Below are 17,282 nucleotides of genomic sequence, written 5' to 3'. Positions count from 1 at the left end.
GCACGAATCCCGCAGTGCGGTTGAGCCGGCATCAACCGTCGTTCCGGTTCTGCCGATAATCGTGGTCGGCGTGATCCACGTGGGCGCCATCCTGCTGGCGCTGCCCGGGATCGTGGAATGGACCAAACCGCTGCTCATGCCGGCCCTGGCGATCGGGCTGATCTGGGGCGCGCCCCAGCGCCGCTCGCCTGCAGTCGTGCTCGGGCTGATCGCGCTTCTCTTCTCCTGGGTGGGCGATGTCACGCTCCGGTGGTTCGTCGTGGGGCTGGTCTTCTTTCTGCTGGCGCACATCGTCTACCTCGTGCTCTTCGTCACCCGGCTCGCCGAGCGCCGGGTGCAGTGGTGGGCCATCGCCTACGCGGTCTGGCTGGTCGCGCTACTCACGATTCTGGGCACCAGCACCGGGGCGCTCCTCATTCCGGTCATCGCCTACGGCATCGTGCTGTGCTCGATGGCCGCGTTCGCCTCACGGTGCAACCGCGCGGTCGCGTGGGGTGGGGCGCTCTTCGTGGCCTCGGACTCGATCCTGGCCATCAACAAATTCCTGCCCGATGCGGGCATCCCCCAGGCTGACGTGCTGATCATGGTCACCTACATCGCGGCCCAGACGCTCATCGTGTGGGGGTTGCTGCGGCACGAGCGGGCTCGGGTGGCTCCGGCCTTGGTGGCGTCGTCGCTCGGATGAGGTGTGGCGCAGCAGCCGCATAGCGTTGACGATCACTATGAGAACGGATGCCTCGTGCACGAGCATCCCCACGGCCATGGTCACCCCGCCGAACAGCACGCCGGCCAGCAACAGAAGAACGGTGGCGAGGGCGATAGCCACGTTCTGGTGCATGGTGCGCACCGTGCGCCTGGCCAGGTCGATGGCCGCGGGGAGCATGAGCAGGTTGTCGCCCATCAGGGCGATGTCGGCGGTCTCGATCGCCACTGCAGAGCCGGCCGCGCCCATCGCGATGCCGATGTCCGCGGTGGCCAGGGCCGGGGCATCGTTGACGCCGTCGCCCACCATCGCCACGACGTGACCGTTCTGCTGCAGCCTGGTCACCGCGTCGAGCTTGTCTTCGGGCATCAGCTGCGCCCGGATGTCGTCGATGCCGACAGCGGCGCCGACGGCCGCTGCCACGAGTGGGCTGTCGCCGGTGAGCATGATGACCCTGTGCACGCCGACGGCGCGGAGCCCCGCCACCATGTCGGCAGCGTCTGGACGCACCTCGTCGGCGACCGCGAGCACCCCGGCGACCGTGCCGTCGATCACGAGGATCAGAGGGGTGCGCCCGCGAGCGGCAAGCCCGGCGGCCACGCCGGCAGCAACATCCGTGCCCGGGATCGCATGTGCGGCGAGCAGGGCCGGGTTGCCGATCAGCAGGCTGCGGCCGGCCACGGTGGCGACGATGCCCTGCCCGGGCACCGACTCGATCATCTCTGGCAACGCGCCGTCGTGTTCGACCCCGCCGCGCTCCGCGGCGGCGCGCACGATTGCGCCGGCCAGCGGATGTTCGGAGCCGGCCTCGGCCCTGGCGGCCCAGTCGAGCACGTCGGCGGGGGTGAGCTCGGGGTTCAGCACCACGACGTCGGTCAGCCGCGGGCGGCCGGTGGTGAGGGTTCCGGTCTTGTCGAGGGCGACGACGGTGATTGTGGCGGTGGTCTCGAGGAACTCGCCGCCCTTGATCAGGATGCCGACGCGGGCGGCGCGGCCGATGCCGGCGACGATCGCGACGGGGATCGAGATGACCAGGGCGCCTGGGCAGCCGATCACCAGGAGCGTCAGCGCGAGGAACAGGTCGCCGGTGAGCAGGCCGACGACCACGGCAAGCGCGAGGATGCCGGGGGTGTACCAGCGGGAGAACCGGTCCATGAAGACCTGGGTCGGCGCGGTGGCATCCTGGGCTTCTTCGACCCTGTGCACGATGCGGGCCAGTGTGGTGGCCGCGCCGACCTCGGTGGCCTCCACGCGCAGCAGCCCGCCCGTGCTCATGGTGCCGGCGAAGACCCTGTCGCCCGCCGCCTTGGCCACCGGGAGGGATTCACCGGTGATCGAGGCTTCGTCGAGGGTGCCGGTGCCCTGCCGCACGGTGCCGTCCACGGGCACCCGCGCACCGGATTTCACCAGCACGGTCTCACCCGTCCGCACCGTGGCGGCGGGCACTTCGGTCTGCACGCCGCCGCGCAGCACCAGGGCCACGTCGGGGGCCAGCGCCACGAGGGCGCTGAGCGCGGCCCGGGTGCGGTTCAGGGTGGCCGTTTCGAGGGCGTGCCCGATGGCGAACAGGAAGGTCACCGCTGCGGCCTCCCAATACTCACCGAGCACGATCGCGCCGACGGTGGCGACGGTGACCAACAGGTCGATGCCGACCACCCTGGACGCCAGGGCGCGCACGGCGGCCCCGGCGATCGGGGCACCGGCGACGACCGCGGCCGCCACCATGGCCGCGTCGGAGACCAGGCTCATCGACGGCGCGAGGCTGGCCAGCCAGGCCGCGGCGATCAGCGTGCCGGCCGCGGCCGGAATCGTCCAGCGAGTGTTCAGGCGGCGGACGGCGCCGGCCACGATGGGCATGTCACTCCCCCGACCTGGCTGGTCAGAACGCGGCCAGGCGGGCGGTGTAGCCGGCCTTGCCGACGGCGGTGATGAGGGCATCCGTGCTCACGACGGCCGGGTCGTGGTCGATCTCGATGCGGGCGGACGCGAAGAACACCTGCACTCCGGTGACGCCGTGCAGCCGACCGATCAGCTTCTCGATCTTGGCCACGCAGGAGGGGCAGGAGAAGCCGTCGGCGCGCAGGATTGTGTGGGTGGCGGTGAGCGTGGTCATGAGGTGTCCTTTCGTGACGTTCCCCGGGCTGACCGGGGCATTCACGACGTTACGGAGCCTGGCGGTCGGTGACCATGACGGCCGTCACTTTGCCGCAAGCAGGCCGGCCGGGTCGAGGACGGCGGTCCAGCGGCGCCCCGAATCGATGAGTCCGTCGCGGCGGAGCCGGCTCATCACGCGGGAGACCGACTCGGCGCTGGTGCCCGCCATGGCGGCCAGGTCGGCCCGGGTGAGCGGCAGCTGGATGAGCGTGGCACCGGGCACGTCGCCCGGCACGCCGAAGGTGTGGGCGAGGCGGAGCAGGCCGCCGGCCACCCGTTCGGTAACCGTGGCGGAGGCCTGTTCCTGCTCCGCGGAGCGGGCCAGGGCGAGGCGGTCGGAGACGACATCGAGCACGCCGAGCGCCACGGACGGATGCGCGAGCATCACCTCGCGGAAGGCGCCGGCATCGATCCGCAGGGCGCAGGTGGTGACCAGGGCGACCGCCGTCTCGGTGTAGCCGCTCCGGCCGGCCCAGGTGAGGCCGCCGAGCACGTCGCCAGGGCCGAAGAAGTCGAGGCTGGTGCGCTGACCCGTGGCGGTGGTGCGGAAGGCCTTCGCCTGGCCGGCCGCGAGCAGGTAGACGTGCTCGGCGGGCTCGCCGGCGCTGAACAGGGCGTCGCCGGCAGACCAGGCCAGCGACTCCATCCGCGAGCGGATGGATGCCAACTCATCGCCGGACAGGCCACTGAACAGGGCGATCTGCTCGAGGATGCGCAGTTGCATGGCGGGTGGGCACGCGTGCGGGCGGCCGCAGGTGCTGCGTAGCGGCACTGTGCGCCGGGGCTCGCTCACGGCAGCACCTCGAGGATGCCGCGGGCGCCCTTCTCGGCATCCGACATGATGTGGCTCACGAAGGGGTAGTGGCCCGCCTCGGTGAAGCTGAGTTCCACGAAGCCACCCTGCGCGGCGGCGAGGTCGAGCACCTGGGCGCCGCCGGTGCCGGTGCTGCCGCCGTCTTTGAGCGTGTAGTCGCCCTCCTTGTAGACGGTGTGGAACTGGCCGCCGACGACGTGGAAGGCGCTGCCCACGTTGGGGCCGGCATCCAGCACCCAGACCCGCACGGTCTCGCCGACCCTGGCCTGCAGCGGCCTGGCGGCGTACTGGTTGGCGTAGCCGTTGAAGACCATGAGGTCGGGGGTCTGCGCGGCCACCTTGACCGCGTCGACCTCGCCGCCCTGCGCGCCGAGGTAGAGCTCGGACTGCACGACGAGGTATTCACGGTCCACGGCGGCCAGGCCGGGCGGGTCGATGATGACGGCGCCGAACATGCCGTTGGCGATGTGCACCGACATGGGCATCGTGCTGCAGTGATAGAGCCAGATGCCCGACCGGGTGGCGGTGAACGTGTAGACCAGGCTCTCACCGGGCTGGATGGTGCGCATCACGTCGTCGGGGGCGACGGCGCCGGCATGGAAGTCGATGGAATGCCCGACCGTGCCCTTGTTCACCAGGGTGATCTCGAACACGTCGCCCACCGTGCCGCGCAGGGTGGGACCGGGCGCGGCACCGTTGAAGGTCCACAGCATCTGGGTCACCCCCGGCGCCACCTCCGCCTCCACATTGCGCACGATCAGGGTGCGCCGGTGCACGGTGGCAGCGGTGGCGGGCGGCAGGGTGGCGTCGCGGGCGGCGAAATCGGCGTCGGGTTCGGCCATCGGGTCGAGGTCGTCGGCGGCTGAGGCGCCGGTGGCGGCCGTGCCGTGGCCGGTGTGCGAGCCGTTTGCGGCCATGCCCGCCATGCCGTCCATCGACGTGTCGCCGCTGCCGGCGGAGGCGGCGCCCACCGACTCGGCGCCCACCGCGACGATGCTGAGCTCCATGCCCAGCAGCCGGTGTCCGGCGATGGAGCACCAGCCGTCTACGCTCGCTCCGATCACGCCCACTGCCACCGATTCGGAGGCGCCCGGCTCGAGCGACCCGGAGACCAGCCCGGATTCGAGCACCAGGTTGTGCACCATGTCATCGCTATTAGTGAGCGTGATCACCAGTTCGTCGCCGACCGGCACCTCGATGCGGTCGGGCACGAAGCGGGTTTCGACCATGTCGACGGCCACCGTGGTGGTGTGCCCGGTCGCGGCGGCGGACGCCGAGGTGCCGGCGGCCTGGGTCGACACCGTCGACAGGCCCACCGAGGCCGGGTCGACCACGATGCCCACGGTCACCGTGAGCAGCAGCACGCTCGCGGCCGCGAGCATCCGCCCGGTCATGCGCGGTCGCTCGCCCGGCGCCGGTCGCTCGCCGGGCGCAATGCGCACGAGAGGCAGGGCGCGTACCCGCCGGTTGGTGCGGAGGGCCCGGGCGAACAGCACCAGGAAGCTGGCCAAGGTGGCCACGATCAGCATGGACAGCGCCACGGTGAGGGTGCTGGAGACGGGCAGCAGTGACAGAGCGAGGCCGCCGTTGACCACCACGACCCTGAACAGGCCGCCCCGGTCGAGCTCGGCCGCGGTGGCCTTGAGGGCGGCCGGACCGCCGCCCAGCACCACGGGCACGAGGTGGCTGAGGGCGCCGAGCAGGATCTGGGCGGCGAAGCCGATCGCGAAGTAGGGCACCAGGGTTTCGACGCCGGCTGCCGCGGCGGTCCAGCTGGGGGCGAGGGCCACCTGCAGGCCGAACCCGAGGGTGCAGAGCGCGAACCAGACCTGCGCGGCGCCGAGACTCCAGCCGGCGAAGGCCACGGCGGGCGCCCGGCGCAGGTGGCCGATGCCCTCCCAGAGCACCCGGCCCAGGGCCACCAGGTAGACGAGCACACCGAGCGCCACGACGAGGCGCAGGTCGACCAGGCAGCCGAGCGTGAGCAGGCCGAGGCCGCCGAGCAGCACGGTGAGGGTGCGGCCGGCCGCCACCGTGGCGCCCTCGATGCGGGTGTGCAGCACCGTGGGCCAGAGCAGCGCGATGGTGCCGATCACGGTGAGGCCCACCCAGCCGAGCAGGTTGAGGCCGAGGTGGCCGATGAACAGGCGTTCGTACTCCTCACCGCCGCCGTCGAGCCTGGCCATCAAGATGCCCAGGGTGACGCCGGCGGCGAGGGTCACTGCACTGGCGACGTAGTAGCGAATGAGCGGGGCGAACCGGCCCGGCATGGCCCCTCGGGTCTGCCCCACGATCACGGCGGCGTGGGCGAGGGCGTTGAGCCCCACCAGGATGCCGCCGACCAGCACGAGCGGGAACCAGCCGGCGACCATGCCGGTCATCACCAGCACGGCGCCGAGGGTGTGCATGCCCAGCCGCAGCCCGAGCGAGACGCGGTGGCCGAGGGCTTTTCTGCGCAGCAGGGTGTCGGCGAAGTGCTGGCTCCAGATCAGGATGGCTGTGCTCACCGCGCCGAGCAGCAGCAGGTGCACGAGCAGCCAACCCGACGACGGCACCATCCGGTGCAGGAGGGTGAAGACCACCGCGGCGGCCAGCCAGGCGGGCACCAGGCTGCCGGAGACGATGTGCCAGAGCTTGTCTTTCATAGGAGCGAGCCCCGCAGCGGTGGTGCAGGTGGTGCCGGTGGTGTGCGGGGCGCCGTGCGCGCGGGCAGCGCTGTGGTGCCGAGCAGCACCGAGACGACGGCTATGGCCACGAACAGGAGCACCGACACGATGTTGAACACGCCGCCCCACTGCACCAGCACCGGCCAGCCGTAGGCGTCGCCGAGCAGCACCCTGGCCAGCAGCGAGACGTGCAGCAGCGCCGCGGGCAGGTACATGATCGGCCGGTACGGCAGTGGCCGGCGCAGCACGGCGGGCAGGATGGTGGGCGCGTGCGCCATGATCATCGACATCACGAAGCCGAGGAACACGGCGTGCATCATGGCGTCGTAGGCGGGCCCCGAGTAGACCGGGCCCTGCAGCAGCCAGATGCCGCCCACCACGACGAGCCAGCCGTAACCGGCCAGCAGGCAGCAGGCCATGTAGCGAGGCAGCCCACTGGAGCGCACCATGCGGGTGGCGATGTCGTGCCGGAACAGCCAGGCCACCAGCGCCAGCATCCCGGCGCCGAGCACGGGGTAGCCGGCGATCGGCCAGACCAGGGCGATGACCGAGCCGAAGCTGAGGGCCAGGCCGATGCCGAGCATCCATGCTTCGGTACGGCGGTTGACGGTGGGCGAGATGCGGGACAGCTCGAGGCGCTCGCCGGCGATGGTGAGCACCAGGTAGAGGATGAGCAGCGGCGCGAGCCGCGGGATGCCGATGCCGCGCAGCCAGAAGATGGTGGCCATCAGTCCGCTCAGGGCTCCGAGCACCTGCACAGCGGTGGAGACCGAGCCCTGCTTTCGCCAGATCTCGGCGTAGATGGCCAGCAGCACGGTGCTGCCGGCGACCAGGGCGGCCTGGCCCGCGAGGAGCGGCAGCGGCGAGATGAGCGCGATGCCGCCGGCGCCGAGCAGGCCGGGCGCGAGGTAGGCCCAGCCGCGGCGCACGGCCACGGCCCGCTCGAGCACCACGACGGTGCCGACGAACCCGAACACCATCAGCGGGCCGTGCACCGCGCTGAGGCGGGCGCTGTCGACCGGGGCCGCCAGGCCGAGCAGCAGCAGCGCGCCGTCGAGGCCGGCGAGCAGGGCGATGCCGCCGAGCAGCAGAAAGGCCAGCCGCCCGGTCACCTTCGGCCGCGCGGCGGCGCCGGTGCCACGCGCGGCGCTGCCGGTGCGGCGAATCGGGCTCAGCGTGGTCATCGGGCGGCGAGGGTCGGCTACGGCGCGCTGGCTAGTTGGCGCGGGTGAGGCGAATGGTCCAGGTTTCCGGACCGTTCTCGAGGTAGGCGATGGCGAAGTCGCCCGGGCGGTTGGCCTCGAGCTGCGCGAGCAGCGGCAGCGGGTTGTGCGAGGCGACGAGGTCGAGGGAGAAGCCGGGCTGGATGACCCCGAGGGCGCCGAAGATGGTGGCGTGCCGGATGGCGTGCGGAATGGTGCGGGTGTCGAGCACGATGTTGTCGGCGTCTTCGTGGCCGCAGGCGCAGCCGGGGGCGGCCGGAGCGGCGTCGGCGGCACCGGGGCGGCTGGACGTCAGGATGATCGGTTCGGCAGTCACAAGAATTCTCCTTTGGCCGGGTCGAATGACCCTGTTCCGTCACTTTAGAGGATGCCTATCCTTTTAATCGGGACGTTCGTCCCGTCCGCCAGGCCGGAATATGACCGGCAGGAACGAGGAGCAGGTGCCAACCAGGGTGTGCGCAGAGTCCGAGCTGGAGCTCGGTGAAGCGATCAAGATGATGGTCGACGGCGTTGCCGTTGCCCTGGTGAAAGACAGCGCGGGCAACTGCTTCGCGCTCGGTGACATGTGCTCGCACGCCGACATCTCGCTGTCGGACGGCTTCGTGGAGGGCGACGACCTGGAGTGCTGGGCGCACGGCGGCCGGTTCGAGCTGTCCACCGGACGCGCGCGCACCCTGCCCGCCTCCGAGCCGGTGCCGGTCTACCCGCTCACCATCGTGGACGGCGACGTCTACGTGGATGTCAGCGTGCAGGTCGACGTGTCGGCGTACGAGGCGTCGGCCTGAGCCGACCCATACGCCGGTAGGGCCCTGACGCTACCGGAGGGTGACGCAACCGCCGGATGCCCGTGCCAAACTAGCCGGACCATGAGCGCACCAGCGAGACCACCAGAGGCCCTGGCCACCGCGGCGCCACACTCGGGGACCCCGTCCCTGGCAGTTCCGTTGTCGGCCCGGCAGAGCTTCTGGTGGTGGACCACGGCCGCCCTACTGGGGATCGTGATCTTCAGCGTCAGCGTTCCCGTGGACGTCACGGTCTATCGGGTTCCTGTGCTCGCCGCCTTCGCCGTCGCGTTGCTGCAGTGCGGCGGCATCCTGCTGCCGTTGGTCGCCCCGCGCTGGGCCACGGCCAGCTGGATCACCGGGGCTGTAGGCTTCTTCGCCTTCAGCACGCCCGTCCCCGGAGCCCCGTGGCCGGTCGACGTCGGTGGGCTGTTGAGCCTGTGCGCGCTACTCGCATCGCTGGGCTTGCGGCGCCCCGTACGCGAAGGCGTCACCGCCTGGGCCCTCAGCGTTTGCGCCTCGCTCCTAGTGTTGGTCGTCGTCGGCGCGGGTGCCGTGCAGGTCGCCACGGTCGACGGCGTGGTGGCCAATCTGGTGACGACAACGGCGATCACCGCCGCGGTTCTGGTGCTCGCAGTGCTGGTCGCCCAACGGGTGCGGATGCGCGGGGAACTCGCCAGCGAGCATCAACGCCGGGTCCTGGTGGAGGAGCGCAACCGCATCGCCCGAGAACTGCACGACGTCGTCGCGCACAGCATGTCGGTGATCCAGGTGCAGGCCGCCAGCGCCCCATACCGGCTGCCCCATCTCGACGAGGCGACTCGAGAGGAGTTCGCCGACATCGCAGCATCCGCTCGCACGGCCATGCGCGAGATGCGCCAACTGCTCGGCGTGCTGCGCAGCGAGGGCACCGGCGCCGACGGCATCCCGCAGCCGGGCATCGGCCAGATCCCCGACCTGGTGCCGTCTCTCGCGCGCGCCGGCGTGCACGTCGCTGTCGACCTCTCCCCCGCTCTGCCGGCCAGCGGGCTGCTGAGCCTCGCCGCCTACCGCATCGTGCAGGAGTCCCTGAGCAATGTCGTGCGTCATGCACCCGGAGCTTCCACCCGGGTGCGCGGCGAACTGATCGACGGCGCGGTGGCGCTCGCGATCGAGAACGAGCCGCCCGCCACCGCCCCGGTCTCCCACCAGGGCGGGCACGGGCTGATCGGCATGCGGGAGCGCTGTGAGATTTTCGGCGGCTCCCTGTACGCCGGCCCGACCGCCGAGGGCGGATACCGCGTTCTCGCAACACTGCCACTTCCGGCATCCGCCCCACCCGCCGCCGCGGCGGCCCGCACCGGCAAGGATTCGACCCCGTCATGACGATCACAGTTCTCATCGTTGACGACCAGGCCATGGTGCGCGCCGGGTTCGCCGCCGTCCTGGACGCGCAGCCCGGGATCAGCGTGCTCGGCCAGGCGGCCAATGGGCAGGAGGCTGTGGCGCTGGCTCACGAGCTGCGCCCCGACGTTGTCGTGATGGACGTGCGGATGCCCGTCATGAACGGACTCGAGGCGACCAGGGCCCTGCAGACACCGCCGCGCAGCAGCGACTACGTTCCCCGGGTACTGGTGCTCACCACCTTCGACGTTGACGACTACGTCTACGAGGCACTGCGCGCGGGCGCCAGCGGCTTCCTGCTGAAAGACGCCCTGCCGGAGGATCTGGTCGCGGCGGTGCGCATCGTCGCCGGCGGTGAGGCGCTGCTCGCGCCCAGCGTCACCCGCCGGCTGATCGAGGACTTCGCCCGCACGGCACCGCCGCGGAGGGTCGAGAGCGAGCTGCTCGCCTCTCTCACCGCCCGCGAGACCGAGGTATTGGCGCTGGTGGGCCGCGGGTGGTCCAACACGGAGATTGCCGCCGGGCTCTTCATCGCGGAGCAGACCGTGAAGACGCACGTGAGCAAGCTGTTCAGCAAGCTGGGACTTCGCGACCGGGTGCAGGCCGTGGTGTTCGCCTATGACGTGGCCCTGGTACAGCCCGGCGGCTGATTCTCCGGCCGGCCGAGCCGCACCTGCCCCGTTCCCCTACCCCGGTAGGGGCGCAGAACGGCTCCACGGGGTGATGTTCCTCCCGGTACCGCCTCCCTAACCTGCCTCTCGAGCGGATGTGCCGCTCGAAAGGGAGCGGGACGTGACCATCACGAGAGAACCACGGGCAGCGTCGAGGCTGCGCACGTCGACACTGGGACCGACCGGCGGTCGGCCCCACTTCACGCAGCCCGCCGAGCCCACCGGCACACGGGCGGTCAGGGACGGCAGCATTGATGCCGTCCGCGCGACCCTCCTGATGGTCGTCGTTGCGTTGCACTCGCTGATGGTGGGTGTGAGCGTCGGCGCCGGCGGCGTCGAGATGGCGAACGCCCTCGAGAACCAGCCATGGTTCGCCCCGGTCAGCTGGCTGGTGCAGGTTATGCCGCTGTTCTTCATCGTCGGCGGTTTCGCGAGCATCACCCAGTGGCGCTCCCTTCGCGCCGCGGGGGTGTCGCCCGCTCAGTACGTTCGATCCCGGATCGTGCGGCTCGTGCGACCGGCCATCGCGCTGGTCGCCGTGACCGGGGCAAGCCTCGCCACGATGTCCCTGCTCGGGGTGCCCGGCGAGATCGTGGCCACGGCGAGCTTCCGGATCGGTCAGCCGCTCTGGTTCCTCGGCGTCTACATCCTCTGCTGTGCACTGGTGCCGATGCTGAGCCGCGCCCACGACATTGCGCGCATCCGCACCCCGCTGGTGCTGCTCGCGGCCGTGACCCTGGTGGACCTCGCCCGGCTGGGCAGCGGCGTGGCCGCCGTCGGCTTCCTCAACCTGCTCTTCGTCTGGTTGCTGGTGCAACAGCTGGGCTTCTGGCTGGCCGACGGATCCGTCGACGCCCTCAGCCGGCGCACCAGGGCCGGGGTCCTCCTCGCGGCGCTCGCGCTCCTGGTCGCACTCACGAACGGGCCGTACCCGGCCGACATGTTCGTGAACCTGAACCCGCCCACCGTGTGCCTGGTGGTGCTGGGCGTCGCGCAGCTGATGGCCTTCTCGCTGCTGCGAGCCCGGTTCGCGGCCCTGGCCGACGGTCAGCTGACCGGAGTGCTCATTGACGCGCTGGGCCGGCGCAGCATGACGGTGTACCTCTGGCACCTGCCGGTGCTCATCGGACTCTCCGCGCTGCTCATTGTGGGCGACGCGGCATACGGCGGCCTGCTCCCGGCACCTCTGAGCGCTCCCTGGTGGGCGAGCCGGCCGCTCTGGCTGATCTGCGTGGCGGCGGCCGTGGTTGCGGTAGTTCGCCTGTTCGCCCGGTTCGAAGCCGGCGGCCGCCGAGTCGACCGGGTGCCGGTGAGCGCCCGCCGAGTCACGCTCGACACCCTCCTCGGGGCCGGTGGGGTGACTGTGGCACTGATTGCCGGATTCACAGCGGTGCCCGCCGCGATCTCCCTCCTGCTGCTCGGTCTCGCACTGAGCGGCACTGACCGCTTCGGACGACGCCCGGCGTCAGCTCTCGCGAGCGTCGCCCCGCACGACCCCAACCGCTCCGCTCTCCAGTCCCACTCCAGAATCGACGTGCCATGAACCCGCTGGACCTGCTCACCGACTTCCTGCTCGCTGCCGTCAACTCCCCCTGGGTCTACCTCGTCGTTTTCGCGGTGGTGGTGATCGACGGCTTCTTCCCTCCGGTTCCGAGTGAGAGCATTGTTGTCGTGGCGGCGGCCCTCGGGGTGAGCACGGGCACGCCCGACCCGGTGGCCATCCTGGTCCTCGCAGCGGTGGGGGCAACGCTGGGTGACACGATCGCCTATGGGCTCGGCCGGCGGATCGGCGTGACGAGATTCAGGTGGATGGGCGGGCGTCGGGCCGGAGACGCCATCGAGAGAGCCGGCCGCGGCCTCGCTCGTCGCCCCGCCAGCCTGCTCCTCGTGGCCCGCTACATCCCGGTCGGCCGAGTGGCCGTGAACATGACGGCCGGCGCGACGCGCCTGCCGTTCCGGCGCTTCTGGCCCCTGGCTGTTCTGGCCGGCGCGTGCTGGTCGGTTTACTCGGTACTCATCGGCATCGTGGCCGGCACCGCCTTCACCGACCAGCCAGTTCTCGGCGCGATGATCGGGGTGGCACTGGCCCTCTGCCTCGGGCTTGGCATCGACCGTGTCGTGACATCCGCCGGACGCCGACGCGAAAGGATTGCAGCGTCCGTCGTCACGGCTCGCGGGACGGCAGCTGCACCAGGCACAGGTGCGGCTGCACGAACGGGCGCAATGTGATCTGCTCTGCGTCGTATCCGTGCGAGCGGGCCACCCCGCGCAGCAGGCCCAGGTGTACGGAGCAGACCACGTCGGGGTTCAGGCGCGCCTCCTGGCGGAACGGACAGGTCGGCAGGGCGATCGTGCCGTCAGGGCGCAGCTCGGGTTCGAAGCCGATCTCGTCGAGCACACGCAGCAACGGCGGAACGAGCCCTTCTGCGGCGCCGTCGCCCGCCGCGGCCGGACCGGAGTCCGGCGTGCCGGCGTACTCCGCAGACCAGCGTTCGCCTGCACGAACAGAGCGGGCCCGGCCCTTGTCGTCGTCTTCGCCGATCACCGCCGCGAGAGCCTGGGTGAGTTGCTGCTGAGGGTCTGCTGCCTGCGACGAGTCGACCGGGCTGAACAGGATGTGCGGGCGGCCTCGCTGTCCTGCCTTGGCGACCTGGCGCTGCACGAGACCGCCGGCCTCGAGCTGTTCGAGGTGGAACCTGGCGGTGGTCACGTGCACCCCCAGAAGATCCGCCATCGCGATCGCGTCGAGCGGCCCCGCCGCCGCGGTGAGCGCTGCCAGCACCCGGCGCCTGGGCGCGCTGGCCAGGGCGGCGTGCCACGCGTCGCTCTGCGGGCTCTGGGTCATGATTTGAGAGTAGCAGCGTGCGGTTAAACCGAGGCGGGCCGGCGGTCATCCGCCGATGTAGGACATCTCGATCTTCTTGCCCGACGAGCGCACCGCGCCGGTCTGGGCGCTGCGCAGCTGGGAGGCGCGGTCGGTGCGCTGCCGCCAGATGGAGCCCATCGCGGCGGAGAGCTGCTCGTCGGTGCTGCCGTCGCGCAGCAGCGCGCGCAGGTCGTGGCCCTCGCTGGCGAACAGGCAGGTGAACAGCTTGCCGTCGGTGGAGACGCGGGCACGGGAGCAGGTGTGGCAGAAGGACTGGGTGACGCTGGAGATCAGGCCGATCTCACCCTCGCCGTCCACGTAACGCCAGCGACGGCTGGTCTCGCCGGTGTAGTTGGGGGCCACTTCCTCCAGCGGCAGTTCGGCATGGATGCGGTCGCGCACCTCGCTGGAGGGCAGCACGGCGGCCATGTCCCAGCCGTTGCTCGTGCCTACGTCCATGAACTCGATGAAACGCAGGATGTAGGGGGTGCCCTTGAAATGCCGGGCCATGTTGACGATGTCGTGGTCGTTCTGGCCGCGCTTGACCACCATGTTGATCTTGATCGGGCCGAGGCCAACGGCGTGCGCGGCGTCGAGGCCGGCGAGGATGCGGGCGACCGGGAAGTTGACGTCGTTCATGGCGCGGAAGGTGGTGTCGTCGAGGGAGTCCAGCGACACCGTGACGCGCTGGAGACCGGCGTCCTTGAGCGCCTGGGCCTTCACGGCCAGGGCGGAGCCGTTGGTGGTGAGGGCGATGTCCACAGGCCGGCCGGCCGGGGTGCGCAGCTCGGCGAGCATAGCGATGAGCTCTTCGAGGCCCTTGCGCAGCAGCGGCTCGCCGCCGGTGAGCCGGATCTTCTCCACGCCGTGCGCCACCGAGATGCGGGCCAGCCGGGTCATCTCCTCGAAAGAGAGCATCTCGTCGCGGGGCATGAACGCGAAGTCCTTGCCGAAGATCTCCTTGGGCATGCAGTAGACACACCGGAAGTTGCACCGGTCGGTGACCGACAGGCGCAGGTCATGCAGCGGGCGGTTGAGGGTGTCGACGAGCGGCGCAGCCAGGGGCGGGGCAGGCTGAACCGGCACATCGCCGGCCGGGGGCGCGGCGGAGTGCACGGGGATCGGTGCGCCTGACATACACCGACCCTAACCCCGAACGGTGCGGGTTTGCCTCACGATCGGTGAGCGCGGGGCCGGCACCGTGGGCAAATCATTTTTCACGGTGTTCGCGCGTTGTCGCGATCTGCGCCGACGGTCAGGCTGACCATAAGCGGGCCGGCCTGGCCTGCCGATCGCGACCGGAAACCAGGAGCTCCCATGTCAGCCGCCGCTACCACCGCCGTCAGCAGCAAACTCGCACCGGACCTGTCCAACTGGGATCCGGAGAACGAAGAGACCTGGGATTCCAAGCTCGCCTGGCGCACCCTCTGGATCACCACCTTCAGCCTGACCCTGGCCTTTGCCTCCTGGTACCTGGTGAGCGCGATCGCGCCGCGGCTGAACGACATCGGCTACTCGCTGGCACCGGGCCAGCTGTACTGGCTGGTGGCCCTGCCGGGGCTCGCCGCCGGCATCCTGCGCCTGGTCTTCATGTTCCTCCCGCCGATCATGGGCACCCGCAACCTGGTGGCCATGTCGTCGGGGCTGCTGATTCTGCCGATGCTGGGCTGGACCCTCGCCGTGCGCGACACGTCGACCCCGTTCTGGGTGCTGCTCTGCCTGTCGTTCTCGGCCGGCATCGGCGGCGGCGCGTTCTCCGGGCTGATGGCCTCCACCAGCTACTTCTTCCCCAAGCGACTCGCCGGCACCGCCCTCGGCCTGCAGGCGGGCCTGGGTAACTTCGGTATCGGTCTGATCCAGCTGCTGCTGCCCTGGGTGGTCGGCTTCGGTCTGCTCGGCACGGCGGCCCTCACCCCGCAGTCGAGTGCCAACGGTGAACTGGTCTGGCTGCACAACGGCGGACTGGTGCTCATCCCCTGGGCGCTGCTCGCCATGGTGCTCTCGATTTTGTACCTGCGCCGGGTACCGATCACGGCCAACTTCGCCCAGCAGGTGGACATCTTCAAGGTGAAGCACACCTGGATCATGACGGCGATCTACCTGATGAGCTTCGGCGCCTACAGCGGCCTGGCCGCGCAGATGGGCCTGATCATCCTCAATGTCTACGGCGACTTCCCGGATGCGCCCAACCCGCTGGCGTTCGCGTTCATCGGCCCCGTGGTCGGTGCCGCCGTGCGCGCCGCGAGCGGCCCGTTCTGCGACAAGTTCGGCGGCGCGATCTTCACATTCGTCGGCGGCGCCGGCATGGTGGTGGGCACGGTGCTCACAGCGTTCTTCCTCACCCCGTCGAGTGTCGGCGAGTTCTGGGGCTTCCTCACAGGAATGCTGATCATCTTCTTCTTCGCGGGCCTGGCCAACGGTGGCACCTTCAAGCAGATGCCGATGATCTTCCCCAAGCGCCAGGCCGGCGGGGCCATCGCCTGGACCTCCGCCATTGCGGCCTTCGGCCCGTTCATCGTGGGCATCGCGCTCACCGCGATCAGCCCCACCGCCTTCTTCATCGGCTGCGCAGTGTTCTGCGTCTTCTGCACCGTGCTGGCCTGGGTCTTCTACGCCCGCCCGAACGCCCCCTACCCCGGCTAGGCTCTCGCCCGGCCCCAAGCCGCGGTGATCCCCGGCATGCCCGGTGGGGTTGCTGGGTGTGGTGCCTCGTGGCGAATGTGGACCGTTTGTCGTGGGCAGAAAGAGTTATCCACAAGTTGACATTCACTCACACAAAGCTTCGAAATCGGGCTACATTCGTGGCATGACCAACCAATCCACCATCGCAGACACGTTCGCCGCTTCGCGCGGCGATGTGCTGATGGCTGCGGCCGGCGATGTGGCCCGGTTGGGCTCGTGCAGCACCGACTACGACGCTTTGTCGGATGCGGCGGTGCTGGCCGGGCAGAAGACTCTCGCCCGGGCCCAACGCGAGCTCGACACCCGCAAGGCGTGGATGGCGAAGACCCTGGCCCAGCGGTCCCGGTGGGAGCTGGGCCATGCCGGCCTCGCGGCGCAACAGGGCTTCCTCAACCCCGAGGCCCTGATCCAGGAGCTGACCGGCACCAGCAAGGTCGAGTCCCGCAAACTCGTCGGTGTGGGCCGGATGCTCGCCGAGACCGAAGACGCCGAGGCCCAGGCCGCCGCCGCGGAGGCCGAGGCGGCGCGCCGGTTGCTCGACGAGGCGATGAACCCGGCGCTGGATCCGGACTCCTCCGACGCCCCGGACCCGGTCGCTCCGCTGCTCGTGCCGGCACCGCTGCCCTGGCACGCACCGATCTCGCACGCCGTGACCGCCGGCACCCTCTCCATCGACGCCGCGCACGCCCTGCGCACCGGCCTCGGCGACGTCGACACCGTCGTCACCGGCCCGGTCCTCGCCCACGCCCTCGCCGAGCTGCTCACCGATGCCGCGTCGATGAACGTGGACCAGCTACTCAAACGGGCCCGGCAGGCCCGCGACACCCTCGACGCGGCCGGCATCCGGGTGCGCGAACAGAAGGCCTGGGACGACCGCTACCTGCGCATCTGGACCCTGGGCACCGGCCAGGTCCGCGTCGACGGACTCTTCCCCGCCGAGCAGGGCGAGTTCATCAAGTCCACCTTCGACAGCCTCACCAGCCCCCGCCGCGGCGGTGTGCGCTTCGTCGACACCGACCGCGCCGCCTGGGCCAAACGAGTCACCGACGACCCCCGCACCACCACCCAGATCACCTGCGACGGCTTCATCGACCTCCTCAAAGCCGGCACAACCATCAACCCCAACGACATGCTCGGCGGCCGCCGCCCCGCGGTGCAGATCCTCACCACCGCCACCCCGGCCACCCGGCCCGCAGCCCCCGCCACACCCACCGAACACGCCGGAGCCGCCGGGTCAGCCGGGTCAGCCGGGTCAGCCGGATCAGCCGGATCAGCCGGATCAGCCGGATCAGCCGGATCAGCCGGATCAGCCGGATCAGCCGGATCAGCCGGATCAGC

At 70.5% G+C, this 17,282-nt stretch carries 15 protein-coding genes and 1 pseudogene; 8 read left to right on the top strand and 8 right to left on the bottom strand.

Annotation, left to right across the window (positions count from 1 at the left end):
- Window positions 1–136: 136 nt before the first annotated feature.
- A pseudogene (locus tag ACEN2M_RS14330) lies at window positions 137–568 on the top strand (lysoplasmalogenase family protein); the annotation flags it as partial.
- On the opposite strand, the gene ACEN2M_RS14325 reads toward ACEN2M_RS14330, so the two are convergent.
- The 6 genes from ACEN2M_RS14325 to ACEN2M_RS14300 form a co-directional block, all read right to left on the bottom strand.
- Window positions 467–2,560 (bottom strand): heavy metal translocating P-type ATPase, encoded by a 2,094-nt coding sequence (locus ACEN2M_RS14325; RefSeq protein WP_441648816.1) that lies wholly within the window; start codon window positions 2,558–2,560, stop codon window positions 467–469. The pseudogene ACEN2M_RS14330 and the gene ACEN2M_RS14325 sit on opposite strands and share 102 nt — an antisense overlap.
- A 22-nt stretch (window positions 2,561–2,582) precedes the next feature.
- Window positions 2,583–2,816, bottom strand: a complete 234-nt coding sequence (locus ACEN2M_RS14320; RefSeq protein ID WP_441648815.1) for a heavy-metal-associated domain-containing protein — start codon at window positions 2,814–2,816, stop codon at window positions 2,583–2,585.
- An 84-nt stretch (window positions 2,817–2,900) separates the two neighbouring features.
- Window positions 2,901–3,650, bottom strand: a complete 750-nt coding sequence (locus tag ACEN2M_RS14315; protein WP_441648814.1) for a Crp/Fnr family transcriptional regulator — start codon at window positions 3,648–3,650, stop codon at window positions 2,901–2,903.
- Window positions 3,647–6,316, bottom strand: coding sequence for a multicopper oxidase domain-containing protein (locus tag ACEN2M_RS14310; RefSeq protein ID WP_441648813.1), 2,670 nt, complete (start codon window positions 6,314–6,316; stop codon window positions 3,647–3,649). Before ACEN2M_RS14310 ends, ACEN2M_RS14315 begins: the two co-directional genes overlap by 4 nt.
- Complete coding sequence (locus ACEN2M_RS14305; protein ID WP_441648812.1) at window positions 6,313–7,521, bottom strand: hypothetical protein; 1,209 nt, start codon at window positions 7,519–7,521, stop codon at window positions 6,313–6,315. The genes ACEN2M_RS14310 and ACEN2M_RS14305 overlap by 4 nt, the downstream gene beginning before the upstream one ends.
- Before the next feature lie 31 nt (window positions 7,522–7,552).
- Window positions 7,553–7,876, bottom strand: a complete 324-nt coding sequence (locus tag ACEN2M_RS14300) for a DUF2249 domain-containing protein (RefSeq protein ID WP_441648811.1) — start codon at window positions 7,874–7,876, stop codon at window positions 7,553–7,555.
- A gap of 100 nt (window positions 7,877–7,976) precedes the next feature.
- On the opposite strand from ACEN2M_RS14300, the gene ACEN2M_RS14295 reads away from it, so the two are divergent.
- The 5 genes from ACEN2M_RS14295 (at window position 7,977) to ACEN2M_RS14275 (ending at window position 12,625) form a co-directional block, all read left to right on the top strand.
- Window positions 7,977–8,345 carry a non-heme iron oxygenase ferredoxin subunit gene (locus tag ACEN2M_RS14295; protein ID WP_441648810.1) on the top strand — a complete coding sequence of 123 codons (369 nt, stop codon included), beginning with the start codon at window positions 7,977–7,979 and terminating at the stop codon, window positions 8,343–8,345.
- Between the two features lie 81 nt (window positions 8,346–8,426).
- Window positions 8,427–9,707: a sensor histidine kinase gene (locus ACEN2M_RS14290; protein ID WP_441648809.1), complete on the top strand. Its 1,281-nt coding sequence runs from the start codon at window positions 8,427–8,429 to the stop codon at window positions 9,705–9,707.
- Window positions 9,704–10,375, top strand: coding sequence for a response regulator (locus ACEN2M_RS14285; RefSeq protein ID WP_441648808.1), 672 nt, complete (start codon window positions 9,704–9,706; stop codon window positions 10,373–10,375). The genes ACEN2M_RS14290 and ACEN2M_RS14285 overlap by 4 nt, the downstream gene beginning before the upstream one ends.
- 142 nt (window positions 10,376–10,517) lie before the next feature.
- Window positions 10,518–11,939: an acyltransferase family protein gene (locus tag ACEN2M_RS14280; protein WP_441648807.1), complete on the top strand. Its 1,422-nt coding sequence runs from the start codon at window positions 10,518–10,520 to the stop codon at window positions 11,937–11,939.
- Window positions 11,936–12,625, top strand: coding sequence for a DedA family protein (locus tag ACEN2M_RS14275; RefSeq protein ID WP_441648806.1), 690 nt, complete (start codon window positions 11,936–11,938; stop codon window positions 12,623–12,625). The genes ACEN2M_RS14280 and ACEN2M_RS14275 overlap by 4 nt, the downstream gene beginning before the upstream one ends.
- Here the strand turns inward: ACEN2M_RS14275 and ACEN2M_RS14270 are convergent.
- A complete protein-coding gene (locus tag ACEN2M_RS14270; protein WP_441648805.1) occupies window positions 12,561–13,241 on the bottom strand; it encodes a helix-turn-helix transcriptional regulator in 681 nt (226 codons plus the stop codon). The two genes, ACEN2M_RS14275 and ACEN2M_RS14270, sit on opposite strands and share 65 nt — an antisense overlap.
- A 45-nt stretch (window positions 13,242–13,286) precedes the next feature.
- Window positions 13,287–14,399, bottom strand: coding sequence for a GTP 3',8-cyclase MoaA (gene moaA / locus ACEN2M_RS14265; RefSeq protein ID WP_441648804.1), 1,113 nt, complete (start codon window positions 14,397–14,399; stop codon window positions 13,287–13,289).
- Window positions 14,400–14,579: 180 nt separating this feature from the next.
- On the opposite strand from moaA, the gene ACEN2M_RS14260 reads away from it, so the two are divergent.
- On the top strand, window positions 14,580–15,905 hold the full coding sequence (locus ACEN2M_RS14260) for an MFS transporter (protein ID WP_441648803.1): 1,326 nt from the start codon (window positions 14,580–14,582) through the stop codon (window positions 15,903–15,905).
- A 163-nt stretch (window positions 15,906–16,068) separates the two neighbouring features.
- Window positions 16,069–17,282, top strand: a 1,214-nt coding sequence (locus tag ACEN2M_RS14255; protein ID WP_441648802.1) for a DUF222 domain-containing protein, incomplete at its 3' end; no start/stop codon positions are given.

The sequence above is a fragment of the Cryobacterium sp. W22_MBD10_FK3 genome (assembly GCF_052113745.1).
In the GTDB taxonomy this organism is placed as follows: domain Bacteria; phylum Actinomycetota; class Actinomycetes; order Actinomycetales; family Microbacteriaceae; genus Cryobacterium.
Note: the sequence above shows the minus strand (reverse complement) of the source record. Positions and strands in the feature narration are given on the sequence as shown.